Annotated in this window: 23 protein-coding genes; 20 read left to right on the top strand and 3 right to left on the bottom strand. The window is 69.2% G+C overall.

Annotated elements, in window-relative coordinates:
• Window positions 1-20: 20 nt before the first annotated feature.
• The 8 genes from U5A56_RS21305 to U5A56_RS21270 all read left to right on the top strand — a co-directional run bounded on the left by U5A56_RS21305 (window position 21) and on the right by U5A56_RS21270 (window position 7047).
• Window positions 21-956 carry an MlaD family protein gene (locus tag U5A56_RS21305; RefSeq protein WP_044846761.1) on the top strand — a complete coding sequence of 312 codons (936 nt, stop codon included), beginning with the start codon at window positions 21-23 and terminating at the stop codon, window positions 954-956.
• A gap of 89 nt (window positions 957-1045) precedes the next feature.
• A complete protein-coding gene (locus U5A56_RS21300; RefSeq protein WP_321800666.1) occupies window positions 1046-1669 on the top strand; it encodes an ABC-type transport auxiliary lipoprotein family protein in 624 nt (207 codons plus the stop codon).
• 19 nt (window positions 1670-1688) lie between these two features.
• Window positions 1689-2840, top strand: a complete 1152-nt coding sequence (locus tag U5A56_RS21295) for a VanZ family protein (RefSeq protein WP_321924408.1) — start codon at window positions 1689-1691, stop codon at window positions 2838-2840.
• A 146-nt stretch (window positions 2841-2986) separates the two neighbouring features.
• On the top strand, window positions 2987-3304 hold the full coding sequence (locus tag U5A56_RS21290; RefSeq protein ID WP_006485233.1) for a (2Fe-2S) ferredoxin domain-containing protein: 318 nt from the start codon (window positions 2987-2989) through the stop codon (window positions 3302-3304).
• A 13-nt stretch (window positions 3305-3317) separates the two neighbouring features.
• Window positions 3318-3962: an alpha/beta hydrolase gene (locus U5A56_RS21285; RefSeq protein WP_321924406.1), complete on the top strand. Its 645-nt coding sequence runs from the start codon at window positions 3318-3320 to the stop codon at window positions 3960-3962.
• 485 nt (window positions 3963-4447) lie between these two features.
• Window positions 4448-5764 (top strand): D-alanyl-D-alanine carboxypeptidase family protein, encoded by a 1317-nt coding sequence (locus U5A56_RS21280; protein WP_044846757.1) that lies wholly within the window; start codon window positions 4448-4450, stop codon window positions 5762-5764.
• 48 nt (window positions 5765-5812) lie between these two features.
• Window positions 5813-6739 (top strand): D-amino acid aminotransferase, encoded by a 927-nt coding sequence (locus U5A56_RS21275; protein ID WP_321924404.1) that lies wholly within the window; start codon window positions 5813-5815, stop codon window positions 6737-6739.
• A complete protein-coding gene (locus tag U5A56_RS21270; protein WP_044846755.1) occupies window positions 6739-7047 on the top strand; it encodes a YbeD family protein in 309 nt (102 codons plus the stop codon). The genes U5A56_RS21275 and U5A56_RS21270 overlap by 1 nt, the downstream gene beginning before the upstream one ends.
• Here the strand turns inward: U5A56_RS21270 and U5A56_RS21265 are convergent.
• Window positions 7031-8020 (bottom strand): transcriptional regulator GcvA, encoded by a 990-nt coding sequence (locus U5A56_RS21265; protein ID WP_044846754.1) that lies wholly within the window; start codon window positions 8018-8020, stop codon window positions 7031-7033. The genes U5A56_RS21270 and U5A56_RS21265 overlap by 17 nt on opposite strands.
• A gap of 102 nt (window positions 8021-8122) precedes the next feature.
• Between U5A56_RS21265 and U5A56_RS21260 the strand changes: the two genes are divergently transcribed.
• From U5A56_RS21260 to U5A56_RS21235, 6 genes are all read left to right on the top strand, one after another.
• Window positions 8123-8449 carry a DUF2917 domain-containing protein gene (locus U5A56_RS21260; protein WP_044846777.1) on the top strand — a complete coding sequence of 109 codons (327 nt, stop codon included), beginning with the start codon at window positions 8123-8125 and terminating at the stop codon, window positions 8447-8449.
• Between the two features lie 83 nt (window positions 8450-8532).
• Window positions 8533-9288, top strand: a complete 756-nt coding sequence (gene lipB / locus U5A56_RS21255) for a lipoyl(octanoyl) transferase LipB (RefSeq protein WP_124571346.1) — start codon at window positions 8533-8535, stop codon at window positions 9286-9288.
• The gene (gene lipA, locus U5A56_RS21250; protein ID WP_321924403.1) at window positions 9281-10273 is read left to right on the top strand and encodes a lipoyl synthase; all 993 of its coding nucleotides are present in this window, start codon (window positions 9281-9283) and stop codon (window positions 10271-10273) included. The genes lipB and lipA overlap by 8 nt, the downstream gene beginning before the upstream one ends.
• A gap of 252 nt (window positions 10274-10525) precedes the next feature.
• Window positions 10526-11542: a taurine ABC transporter substrate-binding protein gene (tauA, locus tag U5A56_RS21245; protein WP_321924402.1), complete on the top strand. Its 1017-nt coding sequence runs from the start codon at window positions 10526-10528 to the stop codon at window positions 11540-11542.
• 28 nt (window positions 11543-11570) lie between these two features.
• The gene (locus U5A56_RS21240; RefSeq protein WP_321924401.1) at window positions 11571-12368 is read left to right on the top strand and encodes a taurine ABC transporter ATP-binding protein; all 798 of its coding nucleotides are present in this window, start codon (window positions 11571-11573) and stop codon (window positions 12366-12368) included.
• Window positions 12368-13333, top strand: coding sequence for an ABC transporter permease subunit (locus U5A56_RS21235; RefSeq protein WP_321924495.1), 966 nt, complete (start codon window positions 12368-12370; stop codon window positions 13331-13333). Before U5A56_RS21240 ends, U5A56_RS21235 begins: the two co-directional genes overlap by 1 nt.
• Window positions 13334-13394: 61 nt before the next feature.
• Here U5A56_RS21235 and ggt read toward each other — a convergent pair whose 3' ends face one another.
• Both ggt and U5A56_RS21225 read right to left on the bottom strand, forming a co-directional pair.
• Window positions 13395-15278, bottom strand: a complete 1884-nt coding sequence (ggt, locus tag U5A56_RS21230; RefSeq protein ID WP_321924400.1) for a gamma-glutamyltransferase — start codon at window positions 15276-15278, stop codon at window positions 13395-13397.
• A 71-nt stretch (window positions 15279-15349) separates the two neighbouring features.
• Window positions 15350-16312, bottom strand: coding sequence for a LysR family transcriptional regulator (locus U5A56_RS21225; protein ID WP_124486547.1), 963 nt, complete (start codon window positions 16310-16312; stop codon window positions 15350-15352).
• 244 nt (window positions 16313-16556) lie between these two features.
• Here U5A56_RS21225 and U5A56_RS21220 point away from each other — a divergent pair, with 244 nt between their 5' ends.
• The 6 genes from U5A56_RS21220 to U5A56_RS21195 all read left to right on the top strand — a co-directional run bounded on the left by U5A56_RS21220 (window position 16557) and on the right by U5A56_RS21195 (window position 24414).
• Window positions 16557-18692 (top strand): 3-hydroxyacyl-CoA dehydrogenase NAD-binding domain-containing protein, encoded by a 2136-nt coding sequence (locus U5A56_RS21220; protein WP_321924399.1) that lies wholly within the window; start codon window positions 16557-16559, stop codon window positions 18690-18692.
• A gap of 29 nt (window positions 18693-18721) precedes the next feature.
• A complete protein-coding gene (locus tag U5A56_RS21215) occupies window positions 18722-19918 on the top strand; it encodes an acyl-CoA dehydrogenase family protein (protein WP_044846745.1) in 1197 nt (398 codons plus the stop codon).
• A 14-nt stretch (window positions 19919-19932) separates the two neighbouring features.
• A complete protein-coding gene (locus U5A56_RS21210; RefSeq protein WP_321800692.1) occupies window positions 19933-21078 on the top strand; it encodes an acyl-CoA dehydrogenase in 1146 nt (381 codons plus the stop codon).
• A 30-nt stretch (window positions 21079-21108) separates the two neighbouring features.
• A complete protein-coding gene (locus tag U5A56_RS21205) occupies window positions 21109-22314 on the top strand; it encodes a CaiB/BaiF CoA-transferase family protein (RefSeq protein ID WP_321924398.1) in 1206 nt (401 codons plus the stop codon).
• 97 nt (window positions 22315-22411) lie between these two features.
• On the top strand, window positions 22412-22717 hold the full coding sequence (locus U5A56_RS21200) for a DUF485 domain-containing protein (protein ID WP_014895931.1): 306 nt from the start codon (window positions 22412-22414) through the stop codon (window positions 22715-22717).
• 11 nt (window positions 22718-22728) lie between these two features.
• Window positions 22729-24414 (top strand): cation acetate symporter, encoded by a 1686-nt coding sequence (locus U5A56_RS21195; RefSeq protein WP_321924397.1) that lies wholly within the window; start codon window positions 22729-22731, stop codon window positions 24412-24414.
• The last annotated feature ends 270 nt before the right edge of the window (window positions 24415-24684 follow it).

Here is a 24684-nt window from a genome sequence, read left to right as displayed (position 1 = left end):
AAGAAGCAAGGAACCCGCGAATGGAAAACAAATCACATGCGTTCTGGGCCGGCCTGTTCACGATCGCGCTGACGCTCGCGATCGCGGGCACCGTGTTCTGGTTCAACGTCGACCGTACCGTGCGCGTGCCGTACGACCTGCTCGCGCGCACCAACGTGACGGGCCTGTTCCCCGATGCGGCCGTGCGTTTTCGCGGCCTCGACGTCGGCAAGGTGCAGTCGATCGGCTTCGATCGCGCGCATCCGGGCCAGATCCGGATCCGGATCCTCGTCGATCGCGACGCGCCGATCACGCAGTCGACCTACGGCAGCCTCGGCTTCCAGGGCGTGACGGGCATCGCGTTCGTGCAGCTCGAGGATACGGGGCGCGACCTGGCGCCGCTGCCGTCGTCGCCGAAGGCGATCGCGCAGATCCCGATGCGGCCGAGCCTGTTCGACCAGATCCAGGAGCGCGGCGACGTGCTGCTGCGGCAGCTCGAGCTGGCGGCGAAAAGCGCGAACGCGCTGATGTCGCCGGAGATGCGCGAGCAGCTGCGCGCGACGGCCGAAAGCCTGCAGCATGCGGCGGACGGCGCGGCGACGCTGTCGAAGCAGCTCGCGCCGGCGGTGGCCGCGCTGCCGGAGACGATGCACCAGGTCGATCGCGCGATGGCATCGGCGAACACGCTGCTGCAGCCGAACGGGCCGCTCGTGTCGAACCTGAACAAGGCCGGCTCGGCTGCCGAGCAGGTCGGCGTCGCGCTGAACGACCTGAACGCGCGGGTCCAGTACGACACGCTGCCGCGTTTCAACGCGCTGGCCGGCAGCGTCGGCGATGCGTCGCGGCAATTGAAGGACGTCGCCGGTGAACTCGGCCGCAACCCGCGCAGTCTGTTGTTCGGCTCGCCCGGTTCCGCGCCCGGGCCCGGCGAGGCGGGCTTCGTCTGGCCGGGGGCGGGTGCCGCGGCCGGGAAATGAAGCGCATCGCCAGCCCGCCGCTCGACCGCCCCGGTGCGAGACCGGGCCATGACGCCATCGAAACCGGAAACATCATGCAGGAACATGCCATGCCACGAATCCTTGACCGCGCGCTGCGTCCGGCCGCGACCGCGCTCGCGGTGCTGACGCTCGCGTGTGCCGCCGGCTGCGCCGGCAACGCCGCGGCGCTGTCGAACGTCCGCTACGACCTCGGGCCGGCCGCATCGGTCGTCACGGCCGGCACCGGGCCCGCGCTGAAGGTGCTCGACGTCGCCGCGCCCGACGCGCTCGACACGGACAAGTTCGTCTACCGCCTCGCGTATGCGGATGCGCAGCGCATGGCCGTCTATCGCGACAGCCGCTGGACCGCGCCACCCGCACAACTGCTCACGCAGCGGCTGCGCGGCGCGCTGTCGTCGCGCGGCGCGGTGCTCGAAGGCACCGACGGCGTGCGCGCGCCGACGCTGAAGGTCGACCTGAACGAATTCGAGCAGGTGTTCGACGGGCAGTCGCAGAGCCACGGCGCGGTCACCGCGCGCGCGACGCTGATGCAGGACGGCAAGGTGCTCGGCCAGCGCACCTTCGTCGCGCGCGCGCCGTCGAGCACGCCCGATGCGGAAGGCGGCGCGCGTGCGCTCGCGGCCGCGAGCGACGAGCTCGTGTCGCAGATCGCCGCGTGGGTCGGCGTGCAGGCGTACGCGGGCAACCCGTGACGCACCGCGCGCAGCCGCGATGAGCGCGCCGGGCACGTCGCGCGCGTCGTCGCTGGCGCGGCAGGCGTTCGCCGCGTATGCGGCGCTCGTCGTCTATGCATCGCTGTATCCGTTCGACGGCTGGGTGTCGCTCGGCATCGGGCCGTTCGACTATCTGTTCGCGCCGATGCAGCGCTATGTGACCGCGTTCGACGTGGTCACCAACGTGCTCGGCTACCTGCCGTTCGGCGCACTCGGCGTGCTCGCGCTGCATCCGCGCTGGCGCGGCGTGGCCGCGACGCTGATCGTCGGCGGCCTCGGCGTGCTGCTGTCGGGGTCGATGGAGGCGCTGCAGACCTACCTGCCGACGCGTGTCGCGTCGAATCTCGACCTCGCGGCCAACGCGCTCGGCGCGCTGCTCGGCGCGGCGCTCGCCGCACCGGCCACCGGCGCGCTGCTCGAGCGCGGCGCGCTGCGCCGGCTGCGCTTCGCGTGGTTCGAGCCCGACGGCGCGACGCCGCTGCTGCTCGCCGGACTGTGGCCGTTCGCGATCCTGTTTCCGTCGCCGTTCCTGTTCGGCATCGGCGACTGGCCGGCCGCGCTGTGGGAACGCGCCGACGGCTCGATGCAGGACGCGCTGCTCGCTTGGCTGCCGGCCGCGTGGCGCGTGAGCGAATGGCCGGAGCGTGTCGACGGCTGGCTGTCCGACGCCGCGTGGGAAGCCGCGCTCGGCGGGTTGATGCTGTTCGCCGCGCTGGCGATCGCGTCGCTCGCGATGCGCGAGCGCGCGCCGCGCGTGCGGCTCCTGATCGGGTTCGTCGCCGCGACGCTCGCGCTGAAGGCGGCCGCGACCTTCATGCAGTCGAGCACCGGCCTCGTCGTCGTGTGGGCGACGCCCGGTGCGCGGCTCGGCATCGAGCTCGGCTTCGCGGCGGCCCTGCTCGCATTGCGCGTGCCGGCCGCGTGGCGCGCGCTGCTCGCGGCGCTCGCGCTGCTGGCCGGCGTGGCGCTCGTCAACCTGCTGCCCGTCAACCCGTTCTTCGACTTCACGCTGTCGGGCTGGCGGCAGGGCCGCTACGTGCACTTCAACAGCATCGCGCGCTGGCTCGCGTGGATCTGGCCCTACGCGGCGCTGATCTGGCTCGGCCAGCGGGTCGAGCGCGCGTGGCTGCCGGCCGCGCCGCGGCGCTGACGCGGCACGCCGGGCAGGGCGGCCACGGTTCGGTCGCGGGCAGCGGCGCGCGCCGCTCGTTATAATCGTCCGCACATCCGTTGCCGCGCGCAACGGCGATCGCCCCTCTTTCCGCCCGGCACCGCGCCGGGCCGCTCGTCACCATCATGGATTCCTACTACCAGCACCACGTCTTCTTCTGCCTGAACCAGCGCGACCCGGGCGCCGAGCGTCCGAGCTGCGCGCAATGCGATGCGCAGACCATGCAGGAATACGCGAAAAAGCGCGTGAAGGAACTCGGCCTCGCGGGGCCCGGCAAGGTCCGCATCAACAAGGCCGGCTGCCTCGACCGCTGCGAGGAAGGGCCCGTGATGGTCGTGTATCCGGAAGGCACGTGGTACACGTACGTCGACCAGGCCGACATCGACGAGATCGTCGAATCGCACCTGCGCGACGGCAAGGTCGTCGACCGCCTGAAGATCTGAGCGGGCCGGTCGAATGAACGTTCATACGCAGAAGTCGCTGATCGCCGGCCCGGTCGGGCAGATCGAAATCGCGGTCGACCTGCCGGACGCCATGCGCGACGGCAGCGTCGCGCCGCGCGGCATCGCGCTCGTCGCGCACCCGCATCCGCTGTTCGGCGGCACGATGGACAACAAGGTCGCGCAAACCCTTGCGCGCACGCTGGTCCAGCTCGGCTACGTGGTGTACCGGTCCAACTTCCGCGGCGTCGGCGCGACCGAGGGCGTGCACGACAACGGCATCGGCGAGGCCGACGACCTGCTCGCCGTGCTCGCGCACATGCGCGCGCAGCCCGCGTATGCGGACCTGCCGCTCGTGCTCGCGGGCTTCTCGTTCGGCACCTTCGTGCTGTCGCATGTCGCGAAGCGGCTGCGCGACGCGGGCGAGACGATCGAGCGGATGGTGTTCGTCGGCACGGCCGCGAGCCGCTGGCAGGTCGCCGAGGTGCCGGAGAACACGCTCGTGATCCACGGCGAAACCGACGACACGGTGCCGATCGCGTCGGTCTACGACTGGGCGCGGCCGCAGGAACTGCCGGTCGTCGTGATCCCCGGTGCCGAGCATTTCTTCCATCGCAAGCTGCACGTGCTGAAGCGCATCATCGTCGACGCGTGGCGTTGATGCGCTGAACCCGGCGTGCGGCGCCGCTGCCGCACGCGTGCGATGTCGCCGCTCGCGCGACATCGCGCCGCATCGTGTCACGGCACGGTCGCCCATGCCCGCTGCGGCGCGGCGCAACCCGACTTGCGCGGCGCCTGCGCACGCCTTTCGCGCGGCTTCGATCACCCTCTCTCGCAGCGAAGCCACGCCATCGTCTCGAAGCCGGCGTGCGGCCGCCCGCGCGACGGTTCCCGAAAACGCCGTTCGCAGCCACGTATAATGGCCGCAATTCGCGTCGCCCGCGGCCCGGCTGGGCCCATGCGGCGCTCGTTTCGCCGCCTGTCCGCCCGCTCGCGACGGCCGCGAACCGAACGCGTCCGCACGAGTCCAACCGGCGCGTTTCGCGCCGTCCGACGCAGTCGGACGAACGCCGGAACGCCCGCCGCCTTGCCGTTCAACCCTTGCGCGTTTCGCGCCGCACTTTCTGCCATCAGCCTGAATCGATCATGCGTCTGTCTCCCCAAGGCCTCAAGTCCCTCGCTTCTTCCATCGCCTTCGGCACCGCCGCGCGCAACGTCGCGCTGGGCGTGATGCTGCCCGTCGCGCTCGCGTCGACGATCGTCGTCGCCGAGGCGAAGCCGGCCGCCAAGGCCAAGGCCGCGCATGCCGCGCCGGCCGCCGCCGCCGAGCAGTTCACCGGCGCACCCGCGACCTTCATGCCGGGCGCGGTGCCGCCGCCGGGCGTGAACGCGCGCTCGTGGGTGCTCGTCGATGCGACGAGCAACACGGTGCTCGCATCGGGCAACGCCGACGAACGCGTCGAGCCCGCATCGCTGACGAAGCTGATGACGGCCTACCTGGTGTTCGAGGCGCTCGACAAGAAGAAGATCTCGATGGAGCAGATCGTCACGCCGAGCGTCGCGGTACGCCGCGTCGGCACCGACGAGTCGCGCATGTTCATCGAGGCGAACAAGCCGGTGTCGGTGCACGACCTCGTGTACGGCATGATCATCCAGTCGGGCAACGACGCCGCGATCGCGCTGGCCGAACTGGTCGGCGGCAGCGAAGGGCAGTTCGTCACGCTGATGAACGACGAGGCGGCGCGCCTCGGCATGAAGGGCACGCACTTCGCCGACGTGAACGGCATGCCCGACCCGAACCACTACACGACGGCCGGCGACCTCGCGAAGCTGTCCGCGCACCTGATCCGCGATTTTCCGCAGTACTACAGCATCTTCTCGGAGAAGGAGTTCAAGTACAACAACATCCGCCAGGGCAACCGCAACCGCCTGCTGTGGCTGGATCCGACGGTCGACGGCCTGAAGACGGGCCATACGCAGGCGGCCGGCTACTGCCTGATCGCGTCGGCGAAGCGCGCGATCCCGGGTGTCGACAGCCAGCGCCGTCTCGTGTCGGTGATGATGGGCGAGCAGAAGGAAGGCGAGCGCACGCAGGACAGCATGAAGATGCTGAACTACGGCTATAGCGCGTTCGACGCGGTGCGCCTGTTCAAGGGCGGCCAGGCGATGTCGACGCCGCGCATCTACAAGGGCAAGGAAAACACCGTGCAGGTCGGCGTGAAGGGTGACCAGTGGGTGACCGTGCCGCGCGGCCTGGGCGACAAGGTCAAGCCGGAAGTCGAGGTCAACGCGCCGCTGATCGCGCCGCTCGCGGAAGGCCAGCAGGTCGGTACCGTGAAGATCGTCGCCGATGGCAAGACGCTGTCGGAGTTCCCGGTCGTCGCGCTGCAGGCCGTGCCGGAAGCGGGTATCTTCGGCCGTATCTGGGACTCGATCCTGCTGATGTTCAGCAAGAAGAAGTAAGCGCGACGGGCCTTTGTTTTCACGACTTCATCCCCATCTGTCATTGTCATGAGCCAAGCCGAATTCGAACCGATCGTCTACCTCAGCGTGTCGTCGCACGAGGAACTGGTGCCGCTGTCGGAAGCCCGCGTGCCGGTGCTCGACCGCGGGTTCATCTTCGGCGATGGCGTGTATGAAGTCGTCCCCGTTTATGCGCATGACGGCGCGCACGTGCCGTTCCGGATCGAACAGCATCTGGAGCGGCTCGCGCGCAGCCTGAAGAAGATCGGCATCGACAATCCGCATGACGCGGCCGGCTGGCGCGCGCTGATCGAGCGCGTGGTCGCCGCGAATGCGGAAGGCCTGGGCGACGGCAATGCGCTCGTCTACCTGCAGGTGACGCGCGGTGTCGCGAAGCGCGGCCACGCGTTCCCGGCGAATACGGTGCCGACGGTGTTCGCGATGACGAGCCCGCTGCGCCTGCCGTCGGACGAGGAGCGCGCGCAGGGCGTGCGCTGCGTGACGGCCGAGGATCGCCGCTGGCTGCATTGCGACATCAAGTCGATTTCGCTGCTCGGCAACGTGCTGATGGCGCAGCATGCGGCCGAACGCGACGCGTTCGAGACGATCCAGCTGCGCGACGACAACGTGACCGAAGGTTCGTCGTCGAACGTGTGGATCGTGAAGAACGGCGAGCTGTACGCGCCGCCGCGCAGCAACAGGATCCTCGAAGGGATCCGCTACGCGCTGGTCGAGCAGCTGGCCGACGAATGCGGCATTCCGTTCGTCGCGCGCGAGATCAGCGAAGCCGAGCTGCGCTCGGCGGACGAGATCATGATCACGTCGGCCACTAAGGAGATTCTGCCCGTCACGTCGCTCGACGACCTGCCCGTGCAGGGCGGCAAGCCGGGCCCCGTGTTCGCGGCGTTGTACGACGCGTACCAGCGTGCGAAGGCACGCGAGTTTGAACAGTTTGACCTAACCCGGAGAAAGTGATGAGCGAACCGACCAAAACCATCGAGGTCACCGGCGCGATCGATGCCCGGAAGGAGTCGCTGCTGGAGTTTCCGTGCGACTTCCCGATCAAGATCATGGGCAAGGCGCACCCGGAGTTCAAGGATACGATCTTCAAGGTCGTGGCCGTCCACGACAACGAGATCGACGTCGAGAAGATCGAGGAGCGTGCCTCGAGCGGCGGCAACTACACCGGCCTCACGATCACCGTGCGCGCCACGAGCCAGCAACAGCTCGACGACATCTACCGCGCACTGACCGGCCATCCGATGGTCAAGGTCGTGCTCTGAGCGCCGCTTTCCATCCTCCTTCCTGCGCGCACTCGGCGGGGGTCTTCCCCGCCGCGCGCCGCGCGTCCAGCTCGTCGCACAGCTGCTGGTACTCCGCGACTTCCTGAAGCAGCCAGGTCCTGAACGCCTGCACGCGCGGCGTGTTCACGAGCGGCGGCGGACACACGAAAAAATAGTGCCACGGGCTCTGCCCGTCGATGTCGAACAGGCGCACGAGGCGCCCGTCCAGCAGATCGTGCACCGCGAGCGAGCGGCGTACCAGCGCGATGCCCTGGCCGTCGATCGCGGCCAGCAGCAGGTTCGACGAATCCTGGTACAGAATCCCCCGTTTCGGCTCGGTCAATGTATCGAGCCCCGCCGCGTCGAACCACGGCCGCCACAGCTCGTCGTCCGAGCGCAGCAGGTTGTAGTGCACGAGATCGGCGGGCGTCTGCGGCAGCTTGCCGCCGTTCAGCGTCGGCGAGCACGCCGGAAAGAACACTTCCTCGAACAGCGGCTCGACGTGCAGCCCCGGATAGCTGCCGGAGCCGAAGCGGATCGCGAGATCGACGTCGTCGCGCGCGAAGTCGGTGAGCGAGTTGGTGGACTGCAGCTCGACGTCGATTTCCGGATGCCGCTCGATGAACGTGCCGATGCGCGGCGTGATGAAGCGCGCGGCGAACGACGACAGCATCGACACCACCAGCCGCCGTCCGCGGTCGCTCGCGCGCACCTCGCGCGTCGCATCGGCGATCTGCATCAGCGCGGTGCGCACCTGCTGCGCGTAGCGCATGCCGGCGTCGGTCAGGCACAGCCGCTTGCCGTTGCGCGTGAACAGCTGCACGCCGAGCTCCTCCTCGAGCGCGCGAACCTGGTGGCTGACCGCGCCGTGCGTGACGTACAGCTCGTCGGCGGCGCGGGAGAAATTCTCGTGACGGGCGGCGGCTTCGAACGCGCGAATCGCGTTCAGCGCAGGCAGCTGGCGGAGGTCCATTTGCTAATTTTCCTCACATCGACGTGAAAATTGGTCGTTTGGTCGGGTGCCTTGAAGTGACTACGATTGTAGCCATCGAAGCATTTATTGGCGGAGTCGATCATGCAAGAAATTTCTTCAAGCATCACGTTCGAAATCCCCGCGGGCGAGACCGTGCCGATGAAGGTGCAGCGCAGCACGCGTCTGACGGTGCAATGCGGGCCGGTGTGGGCGACGCGCAGCAACGACGTCGAAGACTACTTCCTGGTCGACGGCGAGACGCTCCGGCTGCGTCGCGGCGAGCGGCTGTGGCTCAGCGCGGAAGGCCGGCAGGGCGCGCAGGTCGCGTTCTCGGTGTCGCGGCCGGCCGGGGAAGTCGCGCGCGGCGCGCTGGCGCGGCTGCGCAACCGCGTGAACGCGCTGTTCCACGACGGCTGGCGCACCGTCTGACCGACCTTTCCTCCGACGGATGCTCGCGATCCGTCCCCTTCCCGGGCCGGCGAGACGCATGGGTTTTCGGTAAACTAGCGCCCATGTCCGTTTCGCCGGTTGCCATCGTGTCCACGCCTGTCGCTGTTTCCGAATCGCCCGCCGGGTCTCCGGTCCAGCCCGTCGTGCCGGTCACCGTGCGCTGGCGGGGCAGCGAGGCCTACGAGACGAGCTTCGACGCGATGCGCGCGTTCACCGACACGCGCACGGCCGACACCGGCGACGAAATCTGGGTCGTCGAGCATCCGCCCGTCTACACGCTCGGCCAGGCCGGCGACCCGGCCCACCTGCTGGTGGCCGACAGCGGCGTGCCGCTCGTGAAGGTCGACCGCGGCGGGCAAATCACCTACCACGGCCCCGGCCAGATCGTCGCCTACCTGCTGCTGGACCTGCGCCGGCGCAAGCTGATGGTGCGCACGCTCGTGACGAAGATCGAGGAGGCCGTGATCGAAACCCTCGCGGCGTATAATCTCGCTTCGGTCCGCAAGGCGGGCGCGCCGGGCATCTACGTGGCATCCGGCGTGCACGAAGGCGCGAAGATCGCGGCCCTCGGCCTGAAGATCCGCAACGGCTGCAGCTATCACGGGCTGAGCCTGAACGTGAAGATGGATCTGCGCCCGTTTCTCGCGATCAACCCGTGCGGCTATGCCGGACTGGAAACCGTCGACATGGCGAGCCTCGAGGTTGCCGCCGACTGGAACGACGTCGCCCACACGCTGGTGGGTCGTCTGATTGCCAACCTCGATGGCGCATCCGCGGCCGCCGACAAGCCGCAGGCACTGGAACATTCGAATGACTGACGTTACCGCTTCCCCCGCACCGGCCGACTCGGCCGCGACCGCTGCCTACGATCCCACCGCCAAGCAGAAGGCGCAGGCGAAGACGGCGCGCATCCCGATCAAGGTCGTTCCGATCGAGAAGCTGAAGAAGCCGGAGTGGATCCGCGTGAAGGCGGCCACCGGCAGCTCGCGCTTCAACGAGATCAAGACGATCCTGCGCGAGCACAACCTGCATACCGTGTGCGAGGAAGCGAGCTGCCCGAACATCGGCGAGTGCTTCGGCAAGGGCACCGCGACGTTCATGATCATGGGCGACAAGTGCACGCGCCGCTGCCCGTTCTGCGACGTCGGCCACGGCCGTCCCGATCCGCTCGACGCGGACGAACCGAAGAGCCTCGCGCGCACGATCGCGGCGCTCAAGCTCAAGTACGTGGTGATCACGAGCGTCGACCGCGACGACCTGCGCGACGGTGGCGCCGCCCACTTCGTCGAGTGCATCCGTGAAGTGCGCGAGCAGTCGCCGGACACGCGCATCGAGATCCTGACGCCGGACTTCCGCGGCCGTCTCGACCGCGCGATCTCGATCCTGAACGCCGCGCCGCCCGACGTGATGAACCACAACCTCGAAACGGTGCCGCGCCTGTACAAGGAAGCGCGCCCGGGTTCGGACTACGCGCACTCGCTGAAGCTGCTGAAGGACTTCAAGGCGCTGCATCCGGACGTCGCGACGAAGTCGGGCCTGATGGTCGGCCTCGGCGAAACCGAAGAGGAAATCCTTCAGGTGATGCGCGACCTGCGCGCGCACGACGTCGACATGCTGACGATCGGCCAGTACCTGCAACCGTCCGAGCACCACCTGCCGGTGCGTGCGTACGTGCATCCGGATACGTTCAAGATGTACGAGGAAGAGGCGTACAAGATGGGCTTCACGCACGCGGCCGTCGGCGCGATGGTGCGTTCGAGCTATCACGCCGATCTGCAGGCGCATGGGGCCGGGGTGGTCTGAGCGTCGCGATGCCGCGATTGTCTCGCGCAGTCGAAAAAAGCCCGCAGCGATGCGGGCTTTTTCGTTGGCGCGGCGGCCATCCGCGCATGCGCACGGCAATCGTCACCCGACCGGATGCGCAATCCGGTCGAGCATGGAAAGCAAAGCTGAAACGGCATCGATAGCTTCGCAGGAAAAGTTCGCTCCCGCCGCGCGCAAAGCTCGTAAAGTCGGCTCTCCCGCAGCAATGCCCGCATTCCGAAGGAGAGCCGCATGTCCCGTTTCAGCTTCGTCCGCCGCGCCGTCGTCGCGCTGACCGCCTTTGCCGCGCTGGGCGCGGCGCACGCAGAATCGCGCGAGGTCGTGATCGCGTACCAGGACATGGTCGTGCCGTGGCGCTATGCGCAGGGGAGCGGTGAAGTCGAAAAGGCGACCGGCTACAAGGTCACGTTCCGCAAGCTCGACAGCGGTGCCGACGTGATCCGCGCGCTCGCGTCGGGCTCCGTGCAGCTCGGCGAGGCCGGTTCCAGCCCGATCGCGGCCGGCCTGTCGCAGGGGCTCGACATCTCGCTGTTCTGGGTGCTCGACAACATCAACGACGCCGAGGCGCTCGTCGCGCGCAACGGTTCGGGCGTGACCAGCGTCGCCGCGCTGAAGGGCAGGAAGATCGGCGTGCCGTTCGTGTCGACGTCGCATTTCCATACGCTCGTCGCGCTGCAGGCCGCCGGCGTGAACCCGAACGACGTGAAGATCGTCAACCTGCGTCCGCCCGAGGTCGCGGCCGCGTGGACGCGCGGCGACATCGACGCGACCTACATCTGGGATCCGGTGCTCGCGAAGGTCAAGCAGTCGGGCACCGTGCTGACGACGTCCGGCAAGGTTGCGAAAGAAAGTGGCAAGGCGACCTTCGACGGCTTCGTCGTGAGCCGCAAGTTCGCGCGCGAAAACCCCGAGTTCGTCGCGCGCTTCGTGAAGGTGCTCGCGGCCGCCGACGCCGACTACCGCGCGCATGCGGCGGCGTGGAAGGTCGGCTCGCCGCAGGTCGCGGCGGTCGCGAAGGTATCGGGCGCGGACGCGCAGGACGTGCCCGCGAGCCTCGCGCTCTACGCGTTCCCGACGCCGGCCGAGCAGGCGTCGCCGACGTGGCTCGGCGGCGGCGCGCAGTCGGGCGCCGCGAAGTCGCTCGCGGCCACCGCCGCGTTCCTGAAATCGCAGGGCACGATCCAGGCGGTGCTCGCCGACTATTCGGTCGGCGTCGATCCGCAGTTCGTGCAGAAGGCCGCGCGCTGAACGCGGCGATCATCGCGGAGTCCTGAGCATGAGCACGCTGGAAGTCCGTCAGGTATCGGTCGACTATCCCGGCGAACGCGGCCGGCCGACGACGCAGGCGCTCGCGCGCGTCGACCTGCGCATCGAAGCCGGTGAATTCGTCGTCGCGCTCGGCGCGTCCGGGTGCGGAAAGACGACGCTGCTGAACTGCATGGCCGGCTTCGTCGCGCCGACGACCGGCGACGTGCGCGTCGACGGCGTGCCGGTCACGGGCCCCGGCGCCGATCGCGGCGTCGTGTTCCAGAAATACGCGTTGCTGCCGTGGCTCGACGTGCTCGAGAACGTCGCGCTCGGGCTGCGCTTCGCACGCGTGTCGAAGGCCGAACGCGAAGCGCGGGCGCGGGAGATGCTCGCGCTGGTCGGGCTCGACAAGCATGCGCACGCGCGCGTGTACGAGCTGTCGGGCGGGATGCAGCAGCGCGTCGGCATCGCGCGTGCGCTCGCGAGCGACCCGCGCGTGCTGCTGATGGACGAGCCGATGGGCGCGCTCGACGCGATGACGCGCGGCACGATGCAGGCGCTCGTGCTCGACGTGTGGGCACGCACCGGCAAGACGGTGTTCTTCATCACGCATGACGTCGAGGAGGCGCTGTTCCTCGCGACGCATCTCGTCGTGATGACGCCGGGCCCCGGCCGGATCGCGGAAACGTTCGAGCTGCCGTTCGCGCGGCGCTACGTCGAATCGCGCGATGCGCGCGCGGTGAAGTCGTCACCGGAATTCATCGCGTGGCGCGAGCGGCTGATCGCGTATCTGCATCGCGACGAGGCGGTGGCGGAGCGCGCGTGATGCATGAGTTCGCGCGACAGGGCGCGTCCGTCGGGCGCGGCCGGATCAGTACTTTGCACAGGCAGGACGACATGAGCACGCAGGATTCGTTGGCAGCCGATCGAGCGGCCGCGGAGGTCGGGCAGGATCAACGCGCGACGCAACGGCGTCACGCGGTGCGTCCGGCTCGCGCATCGCATCGTTACCGGTTGCCGGGGCAGGGCAGGACGGCCGCGCTCAGCGCGGCGACGGTCGCGGCGCTGGCCGTGCTGTGGTGGGTCGCGACGCACCGGCAGTGGCTGCCGCCGCTGTTCCTGCCGGCGCCGGAAGCGGTATGGGCCGCGTTCGTCGACGCGTGGCATGGCCGCATCCAGGGCGGCCTACCGTTGTCGGAGCATTTGTTGTGGAGCGCCGCGCGCGTGTTCGGCGCCTTCGTGTTCGCCACTGCGATCGGCGTGCCGGCCGGGATCCTGATGGGCGTGAGCCGCATCGCGCGCGGCGTGCTCGATCCGCTGCTGGAGTTCTACCGGCCGCTGCCGCCGCTCGCGTATCTGCCGCTCGTCGTGATCTGGTTCGGCATCGACGAGACGGCGAAGCTCGTCGTGATCTTCCTCGCATGCTTCGCGCCGATCGCGATGGCCGCCCGTGCCGGCGTGCGCGCGGCAACCGTCGAGCAGATCAACGCCGCGTATTCGCTCGGCGGCAGCTTCGCGCTGATCGTGCGGCATGTCGTGCTGCCGGCCGCGCTGCCGGAAATCCTCACCGGGTTGCGGATCGCGATCGGGTTCGGCTGGACGACGCTGGTCGCGGCCGAAATGGTCGCCGCGACGGCCGGGCTCGGGCAGATGGTGCTCAACGCGTCGAGCTTCCTGCGTACCGATCTCGTCGTGATGGGGATCCTGATCATCGGCGCGATCGCGTGGCTGTTCGATCTCGCAATGCGGTGGGTCGAGCGGCGGGTAGTGCCGTGGAAGGGCCGCGGGTGATGCCCGGATGAGGCCAGGATGAGGCCCGCGGGCGGCATGCGCGCCGCCCGTGCCGGTCGTGTCATTCGCCCATCGCGACGCCTTCCCGCCGCGGGTCGGCCCCGCCGAACCACACCGTCTGCCCCTGCACGTTCAGCCGCTGGATCCCCTGCAGTCCCGAATTCATCTCGACGACCCGCACGTCGTGCCCGCGCCCTTTCAACCCGTCGACGAGCGCGTCCGACACGCGGCCGCGTTCGAGCTGCGTCGGCCCGTTCATCGACCCGACGTTCGGCAGCGCGATCGCCTGCTGCATCGTCATCCCCCAGTCGAGCACGCCGATCATCGTCTTCGCGACGTGATTGATGATCGCGGGGCCGCCGGCCGAGCCGACGATCATCGTCACCTGCTTCGTCTTCTGGTCGAACACGAGCTCGGGCGACATCGCCGAGCGCGGCCGCTTGCCCGGCTGCACGCGGTTCGCGACCGGCCGCCCGTTCTCGTTCGACACGAACGAGAAATCGGTCAACTGGTTGTTCAACATGAACCCGCGCACCATCAGCCGCGAACCGAACGCGTCCTCGACGCTGGTCGTCATCGACAGCGCCTGGCCGTAGCGGTCGACGATCGCGATGTCGGACGTCGACGGCAATTCGGGGCTGCGGTCGTCGGCCAGCGCGAGCGTCGCGCCCTGCGGCGTGCCGGCCTGCGCGACGCCCATGCTCGTGTCGCCGATCAGGCGCGCGCGCTGCGCGAGATAGGCCCGGTCGACGAGGCTCGCCCAGCTGCCGCCCGGCAGCGGCGCGAAATCCGGATCGGCGACGTAGCGCGCACGGTCCGCATACGCGAGGCGTCCCGCTTCGCTGAACAGGTGCGCGGCGAACGGCGTCGGCTCGTAGCCGACTTCGTTGCGCACCGGCTTCTGCGCGCCGATCTGCTGCCAGTCGGGCATCGCCTCGAGAATGCCGAGCATCTGCGCGATCGCGAGGCCGCCCGACGACGGCGGCGGCATCCCGCACACCACCGAGCGCCGGTAGTCGGTGCACAGCGGCGCGCGCACCTTCGCCTTGTAGCGCGCGAGATCCTGCAGCGACAGCAGGCCCGGATTGGTCGGGTGCTTGCGCACCTTCGTGACGATGTCGCGCGCGATCGCGCCGGTGTAGAACGCATTCGCGCCGCGATCGGCGACCTGGCGCAGCACGGTCGCGAGCGCGGGGTTCTTCAGCACCGTGCCGGCCGCCTTCGGCGTGCCGTCCTTGTTGTAGAAGTACGCACGCGCGGCCGGGTCGTTCATCAGGTACTTGTCGTTCGCGATCAGCATCGCGAGGCGCGGGCTGATCGTGAAGCCGTGCTCGGCGAGCCGGATCGCGGGCTGGAACAGCCGGCGCCACGGCAGCTTGCCGTGCGCGCGGTGCGCGGCGTCGAGCATCCGCAGCACGCCCGGCGTGCCGACCGAACGGCCGCCCACGACACCTTCGTAGAAGCCCATCGGCTGGCCGGTCGGGCCGTAGAACAGCCGGTCGGTCGCGGCGGCCGGCGCGGTCTCGCGGCCGTCGTACGCCTGCGTCGAACGGCCGTCGAAGTACAGCATGAACGCGCCGCCACCGAGCCCCGACGATTGCGGCTCGACGAGCGCGAGCACCATCTGCGTGGCGATCGCCGCGTCGATCGCGGTGCCGCCGGCCTTCAGCATCTCGTAGCCGGCCTGCGTGGCGAGCGGGTTCGCGGCCGCGATCATGAAGCGCTGCGAGGTCCAGCCCGGCTTGTCGGTCCAGCCGGACGACAGTTCGGGCGCGTGAACGCCGGGCAGCGGCACCGCGGCGCCCGATGCGGCAGCGACCGGGACGACGGCGCCCGACGGCGCGGACGGCGATGTGCAGCCGGCGCCGAACGTGACGAGCGCGGCGAGCGCGAGCGTGGCGACGAGCGTCCGGGGACGCGAATGCGGACGGATCCGGTCGAACATTGAAACCCTCGGCAACAGTGAATTCGAAGGAGGCGGCGTGTGCGCGGCACGCGCTCCGCACGGACGGCGCGCTATTGTCGCCGTGCGGCCGGCGGATTGTCATCCGACAGGAAACCCTGACGCATCCCGCCGGGCCCGCCCCGGCCGGCCTTTCCGGCCTGTTCGAGGATGAACTCTATGAACGTCGCGGTCGCGCGCGTGTGGTGCCGGTTCGGCATGTAGAGCATGTACATGTGCGTGCCGAAGATGCTGAGACGATACGCGTCGAGCGACGTGACGACCGTGCCGCGCCGCATGTCGTCCTGCATCACGTAGTCGGGCACGATGCCGACGCCGATCCCGGCGAGGATCGCCTGGCGCAGGAACAGGAAGTTCTCCGAAATCAGCGTGGGCTCGAGCAGCACCTCGTGGCGCTCGTCGCCGAGGTACGCGGCGATCCGCAGCTGCCGCCCCAGCACCGTCGCGGTGACGACCGGCGCGGCGGCCAGCGCGCCGAGGCTCGCGGGCATCCCGTGCGCGGCCGCGAACGCGGGCGACGCGCACGCGACGTAGCGCACCGCGCCCATGTCGCGCGCGACGAGGTTCTGCGGCGGCTCGGACATCACGCGGATCGCGATGTCGACTTCGTCGCGCATCAGGTCCTCCACGCGATTCTCGAACACCACGTCGAGCACGATGCCCGGATGCAGCCGCTTGAACGCGAGCAGCCAGTCGGACATCACCATCTGCCCATAGCCGCTCGGCACCGACAGCCGCACGCGGCCCTGCAGGTCCTGGCCGAGCGTCGTCACCGATTCCTGCGCGGCGAGCAGCTCGTTGCGGATGCGCCGGCCGTGCTCGTACAGCTTCAGCCCGATTTCGGTCGGCTCGATGCGGCGCGTCGTGCGGCGCACGAGCTGCTGGCCGATCGAGCGCTCGAGCTGGTTCAGCCGGTAGCTGACGTTCGCGCGGCTCATCTTGAGCCGCTGCGCGGCCTTGCTCAGGTTGCCCGCGTCGAGGATCTCGACGAGCAGCGTCAGCGCGTTCAGGTCCATGCCCGGTGTCTCCTGATCCGTCCCGCTTAAGGACCCGAAGCGGTCCGAAAGCATTCAATGTCAAGTCAGACTTGACAGCTTGTAAAGTCGAGCGGGAATTGTCAATGAATCTCGATCAATCGAGAATCGAGTCATGCCCGGCACATGCGCCGGATCGTTTCCCGCCGCGCGGGATCGGGACGCGGCGCCGCTCGCCGACCCGGCGACCGGTCCCGCCTGCATGGCGCACCGCAATGGAGACACGATGAATTCAACCGCTTCCCCCGAACCCGCCCAGACCGGCACCGTCACGCGCGAACGGCGCGACAAGGTGCTCGTCGTCACGATCGACCATCCGCCCGTCAACGCGCTTTCCGCCGATGTGCGGCGCGGCCTCGCCGACGCGCTCGACGCCGCGCAGGCCGACGCCGCGATCCGCGCGGTGCTGATCGTCGGCGCCGGCCGCAACTTCATCGCGGGCGCCGACATCCGCGAATTCGGCAAGCCGCCCGTGCCGCCGTCGCTGCCCGACGTCTGCGAGCGGATCGAGTCGAGCGCGAAGCCGGTCGTGGTGGCGCTGCACGGCGCGACGCTCGGCGGCGGCCTCGAAGTCGCGCTCGCCGCGCATTACCGGCTCGCGGTGCCCGGCGCGAAGCTCGGGTTGCCCGAAGTCACGCTCGGCCTGCTGCCCGGCGCGGGCGGCACGCAGCGCGCGCCGCGCCTGATCGGCGCGCAGGCCGCGCTCGACCTGATGCTGACGGGGCGTCACGCGAGCGCCGACGAAGCGCTCGCGCTCGGCCTCGTCGATCGCGTCGCGCACAGCGACGACACGCTCGCCGAAGGTCTCGCCTATGCGCAGGAACTCGTGTCGCTCGGCGCGCCGGCTCGGCGCACGCGCGATGCGCAGGGCCTCGCCGACCGCGCGGCCGCGCAGGCCGCGATCGACGCGGCGCGCGCCGAGTTGCCGAAGAAGTCGCGCGGCCTGTTCTCGCCGGCGAAGATCGTCGACGCGGTCGAGGCCGCGCTCACGCTGTCGTTCGACGCGGGGATGAAGCTCGAACGCAGCCTGTTCCTGCAGTGCCTCGACAGCCCGCAGCGCGCGGGCCTCGTGCACGCGTTCTTCGCGGAACGCGAGGCCGCGAAGGCGCCCGAGGCGCGCCGCGCGAGCGCGCGCCCGGTCGAGCGGATCGGCGTGGTCGGCGGCGGCACGATGGGCGCGGGCATCGCGGTCGCGGCACTCGACGCCGGGTTGCCGGTGACGATGATCGAACGCGACGAAGCGTCGCTCGCGCGCGGCCGCGCGCATGTCGAGAAGGTGTACGACGGGCTCGTCGCGAAGGGGCGGATGACGCCGGCCGCGCACGCGGCGCGCCTCGCGCGCTTCAAGGGCAGCACGTCGTACGACGCGCTCGCGCAGGCCGACGTCGTGATCGAGGCGGTGTTCGAGGACATGGCCGTGAAAAAGGCGGTGTTCGCCGAGCTCGCGCGCGCGTGCAAGCCGCGCGCGGTGCTCGCGACCAACACGTCGTATCTCGACATCGACGAGCTGGCCGCCAGCATCGACCGGCCAGCCGACGTGATCGGCCTGCATTTCTTCTCGCCGGCGAACGTGATGAAGCTGCTCGAGATCGTCGTGCCGGCGCGCGTCGCCGATGACGTCGTCGCGACCGCATTCGCGCTGGCCAAACAGCTGAAAAAGACACCGGTGCGCGCCGGCGTGTGCGACGGCTTCATCGGCAACCGGATCCTCGCCGTCTATCGCACCGCGGCCGACTACCTGATGGAAGACGGCGCGTCGCCGTACCAGATCGATCGCGCGGTGCGCGAATTCGGCTTCCCGATGGGGCCGTTCCAGGTCGTCGACCTCGCGGGCGGCGACATCGGCTGGGCGACCCGCAAGCGCCGCGCGGCGACGCGCGACCCGCGCGCGCGCTACGTGGAGATTTCCGACCGGCTGTGCGAGCGCGGCTGGTTCGGCCAGAAGACGGGGCGCGGCTACTACCTGTATCCGGACGGCGCGCGCGTCGGCACGCCGGACCCGGAAGTCGAGGCGATCGTCGCGCAGGAGCGTGCGAAGAAGGGCATCACGCCGCGCGCGTTCACCGACGACGAAATCCTGCGCCGCTACCTTGCCGCGATGATCAACGAAGGCGCGAACGTCGTGCACGAGAAGATCGCGCTGCGCCCGCTCGATGTCGACGCGGTGTTCCTGTACGGCTACGGCTTCCCGCGCCATCGCGGCGGCCCGATGCACTACGCGGACACGGTCGGCCTCGCGAACGTGCTCGCCGACATCCGCGCGTTCGCGCAGGAGGATCCGCTGTTCTGGAAACCGTCGCCGCTGCTCGTCGAGCTGGTCGGGCGCGGCGCGGATTTCGCGAGCCTGAACCGTATCGACTGAACGCCAACCGCATTCGCAACGGACCCACGATGGACCTCAATTTCACTCCCGAAGAGGAAGCGTTCCGCACCGAAGTGCAGCGCTTCCTCGCCGCCGAACTGCCCGCGCGCACCGCGCGCAAGGTGAAGGGCGGCCTGCACCTGACACGCGACGACATGCGCGAATGGCACGCAATCCTGAACGCCCGCGGCTGGCTCGCGAGCCACTGGCCGCGCGAATACGGCGGCCCTGGCTGGAGCGTCGCGCAGAAGTTCCTGTTCGACAACGAATGCGCGCTCGCCGGCGCGCCGCGCATCGTGCCGTTCGGCGTCAACATGCTCGGGCCCGTGCTGATCAAGTACGGCAGCGAAGCGCAGCAGCGCCACTGGCTGCCGCGCATTCTCGACGGCACCGACTGGTGGTGCCAGGGCTATTCGGAGCCGGGCGCCGGTTCCGACCTCGCATCGGTGAAGACGAGCGCGGTGCGCGATGGCGATCACTACGTCGTGAACGGCCAGAAGACGTGGACCACGCTCGGCCACTACGCGAACATGATCTTCTGCCTCGTGCGCACCGCGACCGACGTGCGCAAGCAGGAGGGCATCAGCTTCCTGCTGATCGACATGAACACGCCGGGCGTCGAGGTGCGCCCGATCATCACGCTCGACGGCGAGCACGAAGTGAACGAAGTGTTCTTCACCGACGTGCGCGTGCCCGTGGCGAACCTCGTCGGCGAAGAAAACCGCGGCTGGACCTGCGCGAAATACCTGCTCACGTACGAGCGCACCAACATCGCCGGGATCGGCTTCTCGACGGCCGCGCTCGAGCGGCTGCGCGCGGTGGCCGCGAAGGTCACGAAGAACGGCCGGCCGCTCGCCGACGATCCGTTCTTCGCAGCGCGCATCGCGCGCGTCGAGATTGAACTCGAGAACATGCGCACGACCAACCTGCGCGTGCTGGCGGCGGTCGCGGGCGGCGGCGTGCCGGGCGCGGAAAGCTCGATGCTGAAGATCCGCGGCACGCAGATCCGCCAGGAGATCACCGCGCTGATGCGCCGCGCGATGGGGCCGTACGCGCAGCCGTTCGTCGACGCAGCGCTCGATGCCGATTACGACGGCGAGCCGGTCGGCCCGGACGAGGCCGCGAGCGCCGCGCAGCAGTACTTCAACAACCGCAAGCTGTCGATCTTCGGCGGCTCGAACGAGATCCAGAAGAACATCATCGCGAAGATGATGCTCGGGCTGTAACGAGGGACGCGACGATGGATTTCCAGCACACAGAAGACCGCCGGATGCTGGCGGACACGTTGAACCGCTTCATCGCCGAACGGTACGCGTTCCCGGTGCGCGACCGCATCGCGCAGTCGGCCGAAGGCTTCGATCGCGCGATGTGGCGGCGCTTCGCCGAGCTCGGCGCGGTCGGCGCGCTGTTTGCCGAAGCCGATGGCGGCTTCGGCGGCGCGGGTTTCGACATCGCCGTGGTGTTCGAATGCCTCGGCCGCGGGCTCGTGGTCGAGCCGTTCCTCGGCACGCTGCTCGCGGGTCGCGCGCTGGCGCTGGCCGGCGGCGACGCGCATCGCGCGCGGCTGGCCGCGCTGATCGACGGCAGCGCGAGCGCCGCGTTCGCGCACGACGAGCCGGGCTCGCACTACGAACTGACGACCGTGCGCACGCGCGCCGAGCGTGCCGGCGACGGCTGGGTGCTGACGGGCGCGAAGGGCGTCGTCGACCAGGCCGCGCAGGCGGCGTTCTTCGTCGTCAGCGCGCGCGTCTCCGGTCAGGACGACGACGCGGCCGGCATCGGCCTGTTCGTCGTGCCGGCCGACGCGCCGGGCGTGTCGCTGCGGGACTACAAGAAGATCGACGGCGGCCGCGCGGCCGAGGTGCGCTTCGAGCGCGTCGTGCTGCCGGGCGATGCGGCGCTCGGCGTGCCGGAAACGCAAGACGACGAAGCAGGCGCCGCATTGCTCGAACGCGTGCTCGGCTACGGGCTGCTCGCGCTGTCGGCGGAGGCGCTCGGCGCGATGGACGTCGCGAAGGAAGCGACGCTCGATTACCTGCGCACGCGCAAGCAGTTCGGCATGCCGATCGGCAGCTTCCAGGCGCTGCAGCACCGGATGGCCGACCTGCTGCTCGAAGTCGAGCAGGCGCGCTCGGCGGTGATCAACGCGGCCGCGCAGCTCGATGCGCCGCGCGCGGTGCGCGAACGCGCGCTCGCGGCGGCCAAGTACACCATCGGCCGGATCGGCACGCTGGTCGCCGAGGAGAGCATCCAGTTGCACGGCGGGATCGGGATGACTTGGGAGCTGCCGCTGTCGCATTACGCGAAGCGGCTCGTGATGATCGATCACCAGCTCGGCGACGAGGATCACCATCTCGCGCGCTACATCGCGCTGTCGAAACAATAAAGACGAACGACGCGAATGGAGGAGACAAGGATGACGAACGAATCGCGCGCGTTGCCGCTGGCCGGCGTGAAGGTGCTCGATTTCTCGCGCGTGCTGGCAGGCCCGTGGTGCGCGATGGTGCTTGCCGATTTCGGCGCGGAAGTGATCAAGGTCGAGCATCCGGCGCGCGGCGACGACACGCGCGACTGGGGCTTGCGGATCGGCGACACCGAAACGACCTACTTCAACAGCGTGAACCGAAGCAAGCGCTCGATCTGTCTCGACCTGCAGACCGACGAAGGGCGGCGGCTCGCGCGCGAGCTGGCCGCGCAGGCCGACGTGGTGCTGCACAACTTCAAGTTCGGCGGCGCGGAAAAACTCGGGCTCGGCTACGACGCGCTGGCCGCGCTCAATCCGCGGCTCGTGCATTGCGCGATTTCCGGCTACGACCGCTCGGGCCCGGAAGCCGCGCGGCCCGGCTACGACCTCGTCGTGCAGGGCGAGGCCGGGCTGATGGCGCTGAACGGCGAGGCCGGCCAGCCGCCGCTGAAATTCGGTGTCGCGGCGGTCGACCTGTTCACCGGCATGTATTCGGCGCAGGCGGTCCTCGCCGCGCTGTACGAGCGTCATGCGACGGGGCGCGGGCGGCGCATCGAGATGGCGCTGTTCGACTGCGGGCTGATGATCACCGCGTACTACGGGCTCGATGCGCTGCTGATGGGCGAGGATCCGCCGCGCTACGGCAATGCGCATCCGTCGATCGTGCCGTACGGCGTGTTCGACGCGGCCGACGGCCCGCTCGTGATCACGGTCGGCAACAACACGCAGTTCGCGCGTTTCTGCGATGCGATCGCGCGGCCCGACCTCGCCGCGGACGAACGCTACAAGACCAATCTCGGCCGCTCGGAGAACCGCGCCGCGCTGCTGCCGGAGATTCGCGGCGAACTTGCGCGGCGGCCGCGCGCGACGCTGCTCGCGGCGCTCGCCGCCGGCGGCATTCCGTGCGGCGAAGTGCTCGGGCTGCACGAGGCGCTGACCTCCGAGCGCGCGACCCGGGCGGGGCTCGTCACGCGGCAGCCGCATCCGGTCGCGGGCGGCGTCGACGTGCTGGCACCGCCGTACCGCTTCGACGGCGCGCGGCTGCCGGTGCGCGGCGCGCCGCCGGTGCTCGGCGCCGATACGGACGACGTGCTCGGCGGCTGGCTCGGGCTGTCGGCCGACGAGGTCGCGCGACTGCGCGCGGATCGCGTCGTGTAACGCATTGACGTGCCGCCACGGCGCGGGCGGATCGATTGGCGCGCCGGCCATCCACAAGACACTTCTCGCGAAACGACGAGGAGACATTGGAGACACCATGGAGCTTTCCGTCATCGAATCGGTCACGGCGCGCCGTGACTACCAGCAGCTCGTGCGCGCACGGCGCCGCTTCAGCTTCACGCTCACGGCACTGATGATCGCCACGTACTACGGCTTCATCCTGCTCGTCGCGCTCGCGCCGCACGTGCTTGCGGCGCCGCTGTACCGCGGCGCGACGACCACGGTCGGGATCGCCGCGGGCGTCGCGATCATCCTGGTCGCGATCGGCCTGACCGCGTGCTACGTGCTGCGCGCGAACCGTGCGTTCGACCGCCGCGTCGACGCGATCCTGCAGCGTTCGTGACGGAGGCCGACATGCGACGCACTTCGAGCGCGCTCGGCGCGCTGGCCGTTCTCGTTTCCTCCACCGTGCACGCGACCGGCGTCGCAGGCCCGATGCCCGACAAGGTCGAGCTGAACCCGGTGGCGATCGCGATGTTCTTCGCGTTCGTGTTCGCGACGCTCGCGCTCACGCGCTGGGCCGCGCGCCGCACGCGTTCGACGCGCGACTTCTACACGGCCGGCGGTGGTATCACCGGGCTGCAGAACGGACTCGCGATCGCGGGCGACTACATGTCGGCCGCGTCGTTCCTCGGGCTCTCCGGGATGGTGTTCATGTTCGGCTTCGACGGGCTGATCTACTCGATCGGCTTCCTGGTCGGCTGGCCGTTCGTGATGTTCCTGATCGCCGAGCCGCTGCGCAATCTCGGCAAGTTCACGTTCGTCGACGTGGTCGCGTACCGCTTCGCACAGCGGCCGATCCGGCTCCTGACGTCCGCGAACGCGCTGACGATCGTCGTGCTGTACCTGGTCGTGCAGATGGTCGGCGCGGGCAAGCTGATCCAGCTGCTGTTCGGGCTGTCGTACGGCACGGCCGAGCTGATCGTCGGCGTGCTGATGGTCGTCTACGTGTTCTTCGGCGGGATGACCGCGACCACCTGGGTGCAGGTGATCAAGGCCGTGCTGCTGCTGTGCGGCGCAACGCTGCTCGCGTTGCTCGCGCTCGGCGAGTTCGGCTTCAGCGTCGATGAGATGTTCCGTCGCGCGGTGGCCGTGCATCCGGGCGCGCTGTCGATCATGGGGCCCGGCAAGCTGATCCGCGATCCGGCCAACGCGCTGTCGCTCGGCATCGCGCTGATGTTCGGCACGGCCGGCTTCCCGCATATCCTGATGCGCTTCTTCACGGTGCCGAACGCGAAGGAGGCGCGCAAGTCGGTGCTCTACGCGACGGGCTTCATCGGCTATTTCTATCTGCTGACGTTCGTGATCGGCTTCTCGGCGATCGTGCTGCTCGCGCAGCATCCGGAATTCTTCCGGCTCGGCGCGAACGGCACCTTCAACCTGACGCACGACCTGCTCGGCGGCTCGAACATGGTCGCGGTGAAGCTCGCGCAGGCGGTCGGCGGCAACTGGTTCTACGGCTTCATCGCGGCCGTCACGTTCGCGACGATCCTCGCGGTGGTTGCCGGGCTGACGCTCGCCGGCGCGACCACGATCTCGCACGACCTGTATGCGCAGATGTGGGCGCGCGGCAAGCCCGACGAGCGGCTGGAAATGCGCATCTCGCGCGCGGCGACGATCGGCTTGTCCGCGGTCGCGATCGCGCTGTCGATCCTGTTCGAGCACGTCAACGTCGCGTTCATGGTCGGCCTCGTCGCGGCGGTGGCCGCCAGCGCCAATTTCCCGGTGCTCGCGATGTCGATCTTCTGGCGCGGGATGACGACGCGCGGCGCGGTGCTCGGCGGCGGCCTCGGCCTCGCGTCGGCGGTGGCGCTGACGGTGCTGTCGAAGTCGGTGTGGGTCGACGTGCTGCACCACGCGCACGCGCCGGTGTTTCTCGACAACCCGGCGCTCGTGTCGGTGCCGCTCGCGTTCGTCGGGATCGTCGTCGGTTCGCTCGCGGACCGCGGCGAGCGCGCGCGGCGCGAGCGCGACGCGTTCGCGCAGCAGGAGTTCTATGCGCAGACGGGCGTGCTGGCCGGTGAAGCCGTGCAGCATTGATTCATCATATGAAACGATCGCTCCGTCCGGATCGCCGGACGGATATTTTCCGGAAATCCGGAACCCCGGATTTCCTTGCCTGCCGCATTATGAGAAATACAATGAAAACAATGGCTTGAGGGGCTCCGGAAACCTGGCATCGACCTTGCGATATAAAGCGCACGGCCATCCCCCGGCCGAACTACTACAGCAAGCAAGGAGACAACCGATGACCAATGCCTTCCTCCCCCTCCGGATGTCCTGAGGCATCGCTTGTTGCGGCACGGCAGC

This window comes from Burkholderia sp. BCC1998, assembly GCF_905339875.1.
Lineage (GTDB): Bacteria > Pseudomonadota > Gammaproteobacteria > Burkholderiales > Burkholderiaceae > Burkholderia.
Note: the sequence above shows the minus strand (reverse complement) of the source record. Positions and strands in the feature narration are given on the sequence as shown.

Excerpts from the sequence above, each read along its gene's own strand:
- U5A56_RS21300 (WP_321800666.1), top strand. The coding sequence starts at position 1,046 with ATGCCACGAATCCTTGACCGCGCGCTGCGTCCGGCCGCGACCGCGCTC.
- U5A56_RS21225 (WP_124486547.1), bottom strand. The coding sequence starts at position 16,312 with ATGGACCTGAACGCGCTGACGCTGCTCGTCGAGATCCTCGACGCGGGC.
- U5A56_RS21215 (WP_044846745.1), top strand. The coding sequence starts at position 18,722 with ATGGACCTCAATTTCACTCCCGAAGAGGAAGCGTTCCGCACCGAAGTG.
- U5A56_RS21280 (WP_044846757.1), top strand. The coding sequence starts at position 4,448 with ATGCGTCTGTCTCCCCAAGGCCTCAAGTCCCTCGCTTCTTCCATCGCC.
- U5A56_RS21305 (WP_044846761.1), top strand. The coding sequence starts at position 21 with ATGGAAAACAAATCACATGCGTTCTGGGCCGGCCTGTTCACGATCGCG.
- U5A56_RS21270 (WP_044846755.1), top strand. The coding sequence starts at position 6,739 with ATGAGCGAACCGACCAAAACCATCGAGGTCACCGGCGCGATCGATGCC.
- lipB (WP_124571346.1), top strand. The coding sequence starts at position 8,533 with ATGTCCGTTTCGCCGGTTGCCATCGTGTCCACGCCTGTCGCTGTTTCC.
- U5A56_RS21290 (WP_006485233.1), top strand. The coding sequence starts at position 2,987 with ATGGATTCCTACTACCAGCACCACGTCTTCTTCTGCCTGAACCAGCGC.
- U5A56_RS21240 (WP_321924401.1), top strand. The coding sequence starts at position 11,571 with ATGAGCACGCTGGAAGTCCGTCAGGTATCGGTCGACTATCCCGGCGAA.
- lipA (WP_321924403.1), top strand. The coding sequence starts at position 9,281 with ATGACTGACGTTACCGCTTCCCCCGCACCGGCCGACTCGGCCGCGACC.
- U5A56_RS21200 (WP_014895931.1), top strand. The coding sequence starts at position 22,412 with ATGGAGCTTTCCGTCATCGAATCGGTCACGGCGCGCCGTGACTACCAG.
- U5A56_RS21205 (WP_321924398.1), top strand. The coding sequence starts at position 21,109 with ATGACGAACGAATCGCGCGCGTTGCCGCTGGCCGGCGTGAAGGTGCTC.
- ggt (WP_321924400.1), bottom strand. The coding sequence starts at position 15,278 with ATGTTCGACCGGATCCGTCCGCATTCGCGTCCCCGGACGCTCGTCGCC.
- U5A56_RS21220 (WP_321924399.1), top strand. The coding sequence starts at position 16,557 with ATGAATTCAACCGCTTCCCCCGAACCCGCCCAGACCGGCACCGTCACG.
- U5A56_RS21210 (WP_321800692.1), top strand. The coding sequence starts at position 19,933 with ATGGATTTCCAGCACACAGAAGACCGCCGGATGCTGGCGGACACGTTG.
- U5A56_RS21265 (WP_044846754.1), bottom strand. The coding sequence starts at position 8,020 with ATGGACCTCCGCCAGCTGCCTGCGCTGAACGCGATTCGCGCGTTCGAA.
- U5A56_RS21195 (WP_321924397.1), top strand. The coding sequence starts at position 22,729 with ATGCGACGCACTTCGAGCGCGCTCGGCGCGCTGGCCGTTCTCGTTTCC.
- U5A56_RS21285 (WP_321924406.1), top strand. The coding sequence starts at position 3,318 with ATGAACGTTCATACGCAGAAGTCGCTGATCGCCGGCCCGGTCGGGCAG.
- U5A56_RS21235 (WP_321924495.1), top strand. The coding sequence starts at position 12,368 with ATGCATGAGTTCGCGCGACAGGGCGCGTCCGTCGGGCGCGGCCGGATC.
- tauA (WP_321924402.1), top strand. The coding sequence starts at position 10,526 with ATGTCCCGTTTCAGCTTCGTCCGCCGCGCCGTCGTCGCGCTGACCGCC.
- U5A56_RS21295 (WP_321924408.1), top strand. The coding sequence starts at position 1,689 with ATGAGCGCGCCGGGCACGTCGCGCGCGTCGTCGCTGGCGCGGCAGGCG.
- U5A56_RS21275 (WP_321924404.1), top strand. The coding sequence starts at position 5,813 with ATGAGCCAAGCCGAATTCGAACCGATCGTCTACCTCAGCGTGTCGTCG.
- U5A56_RS21260 (WP_044846777.1), top strand. The coding sequence starts at position 8,123 with ATGCAAGAAATTTCTTCAAGCATCACGTTCGAAATCCCCGCGGGCGAG.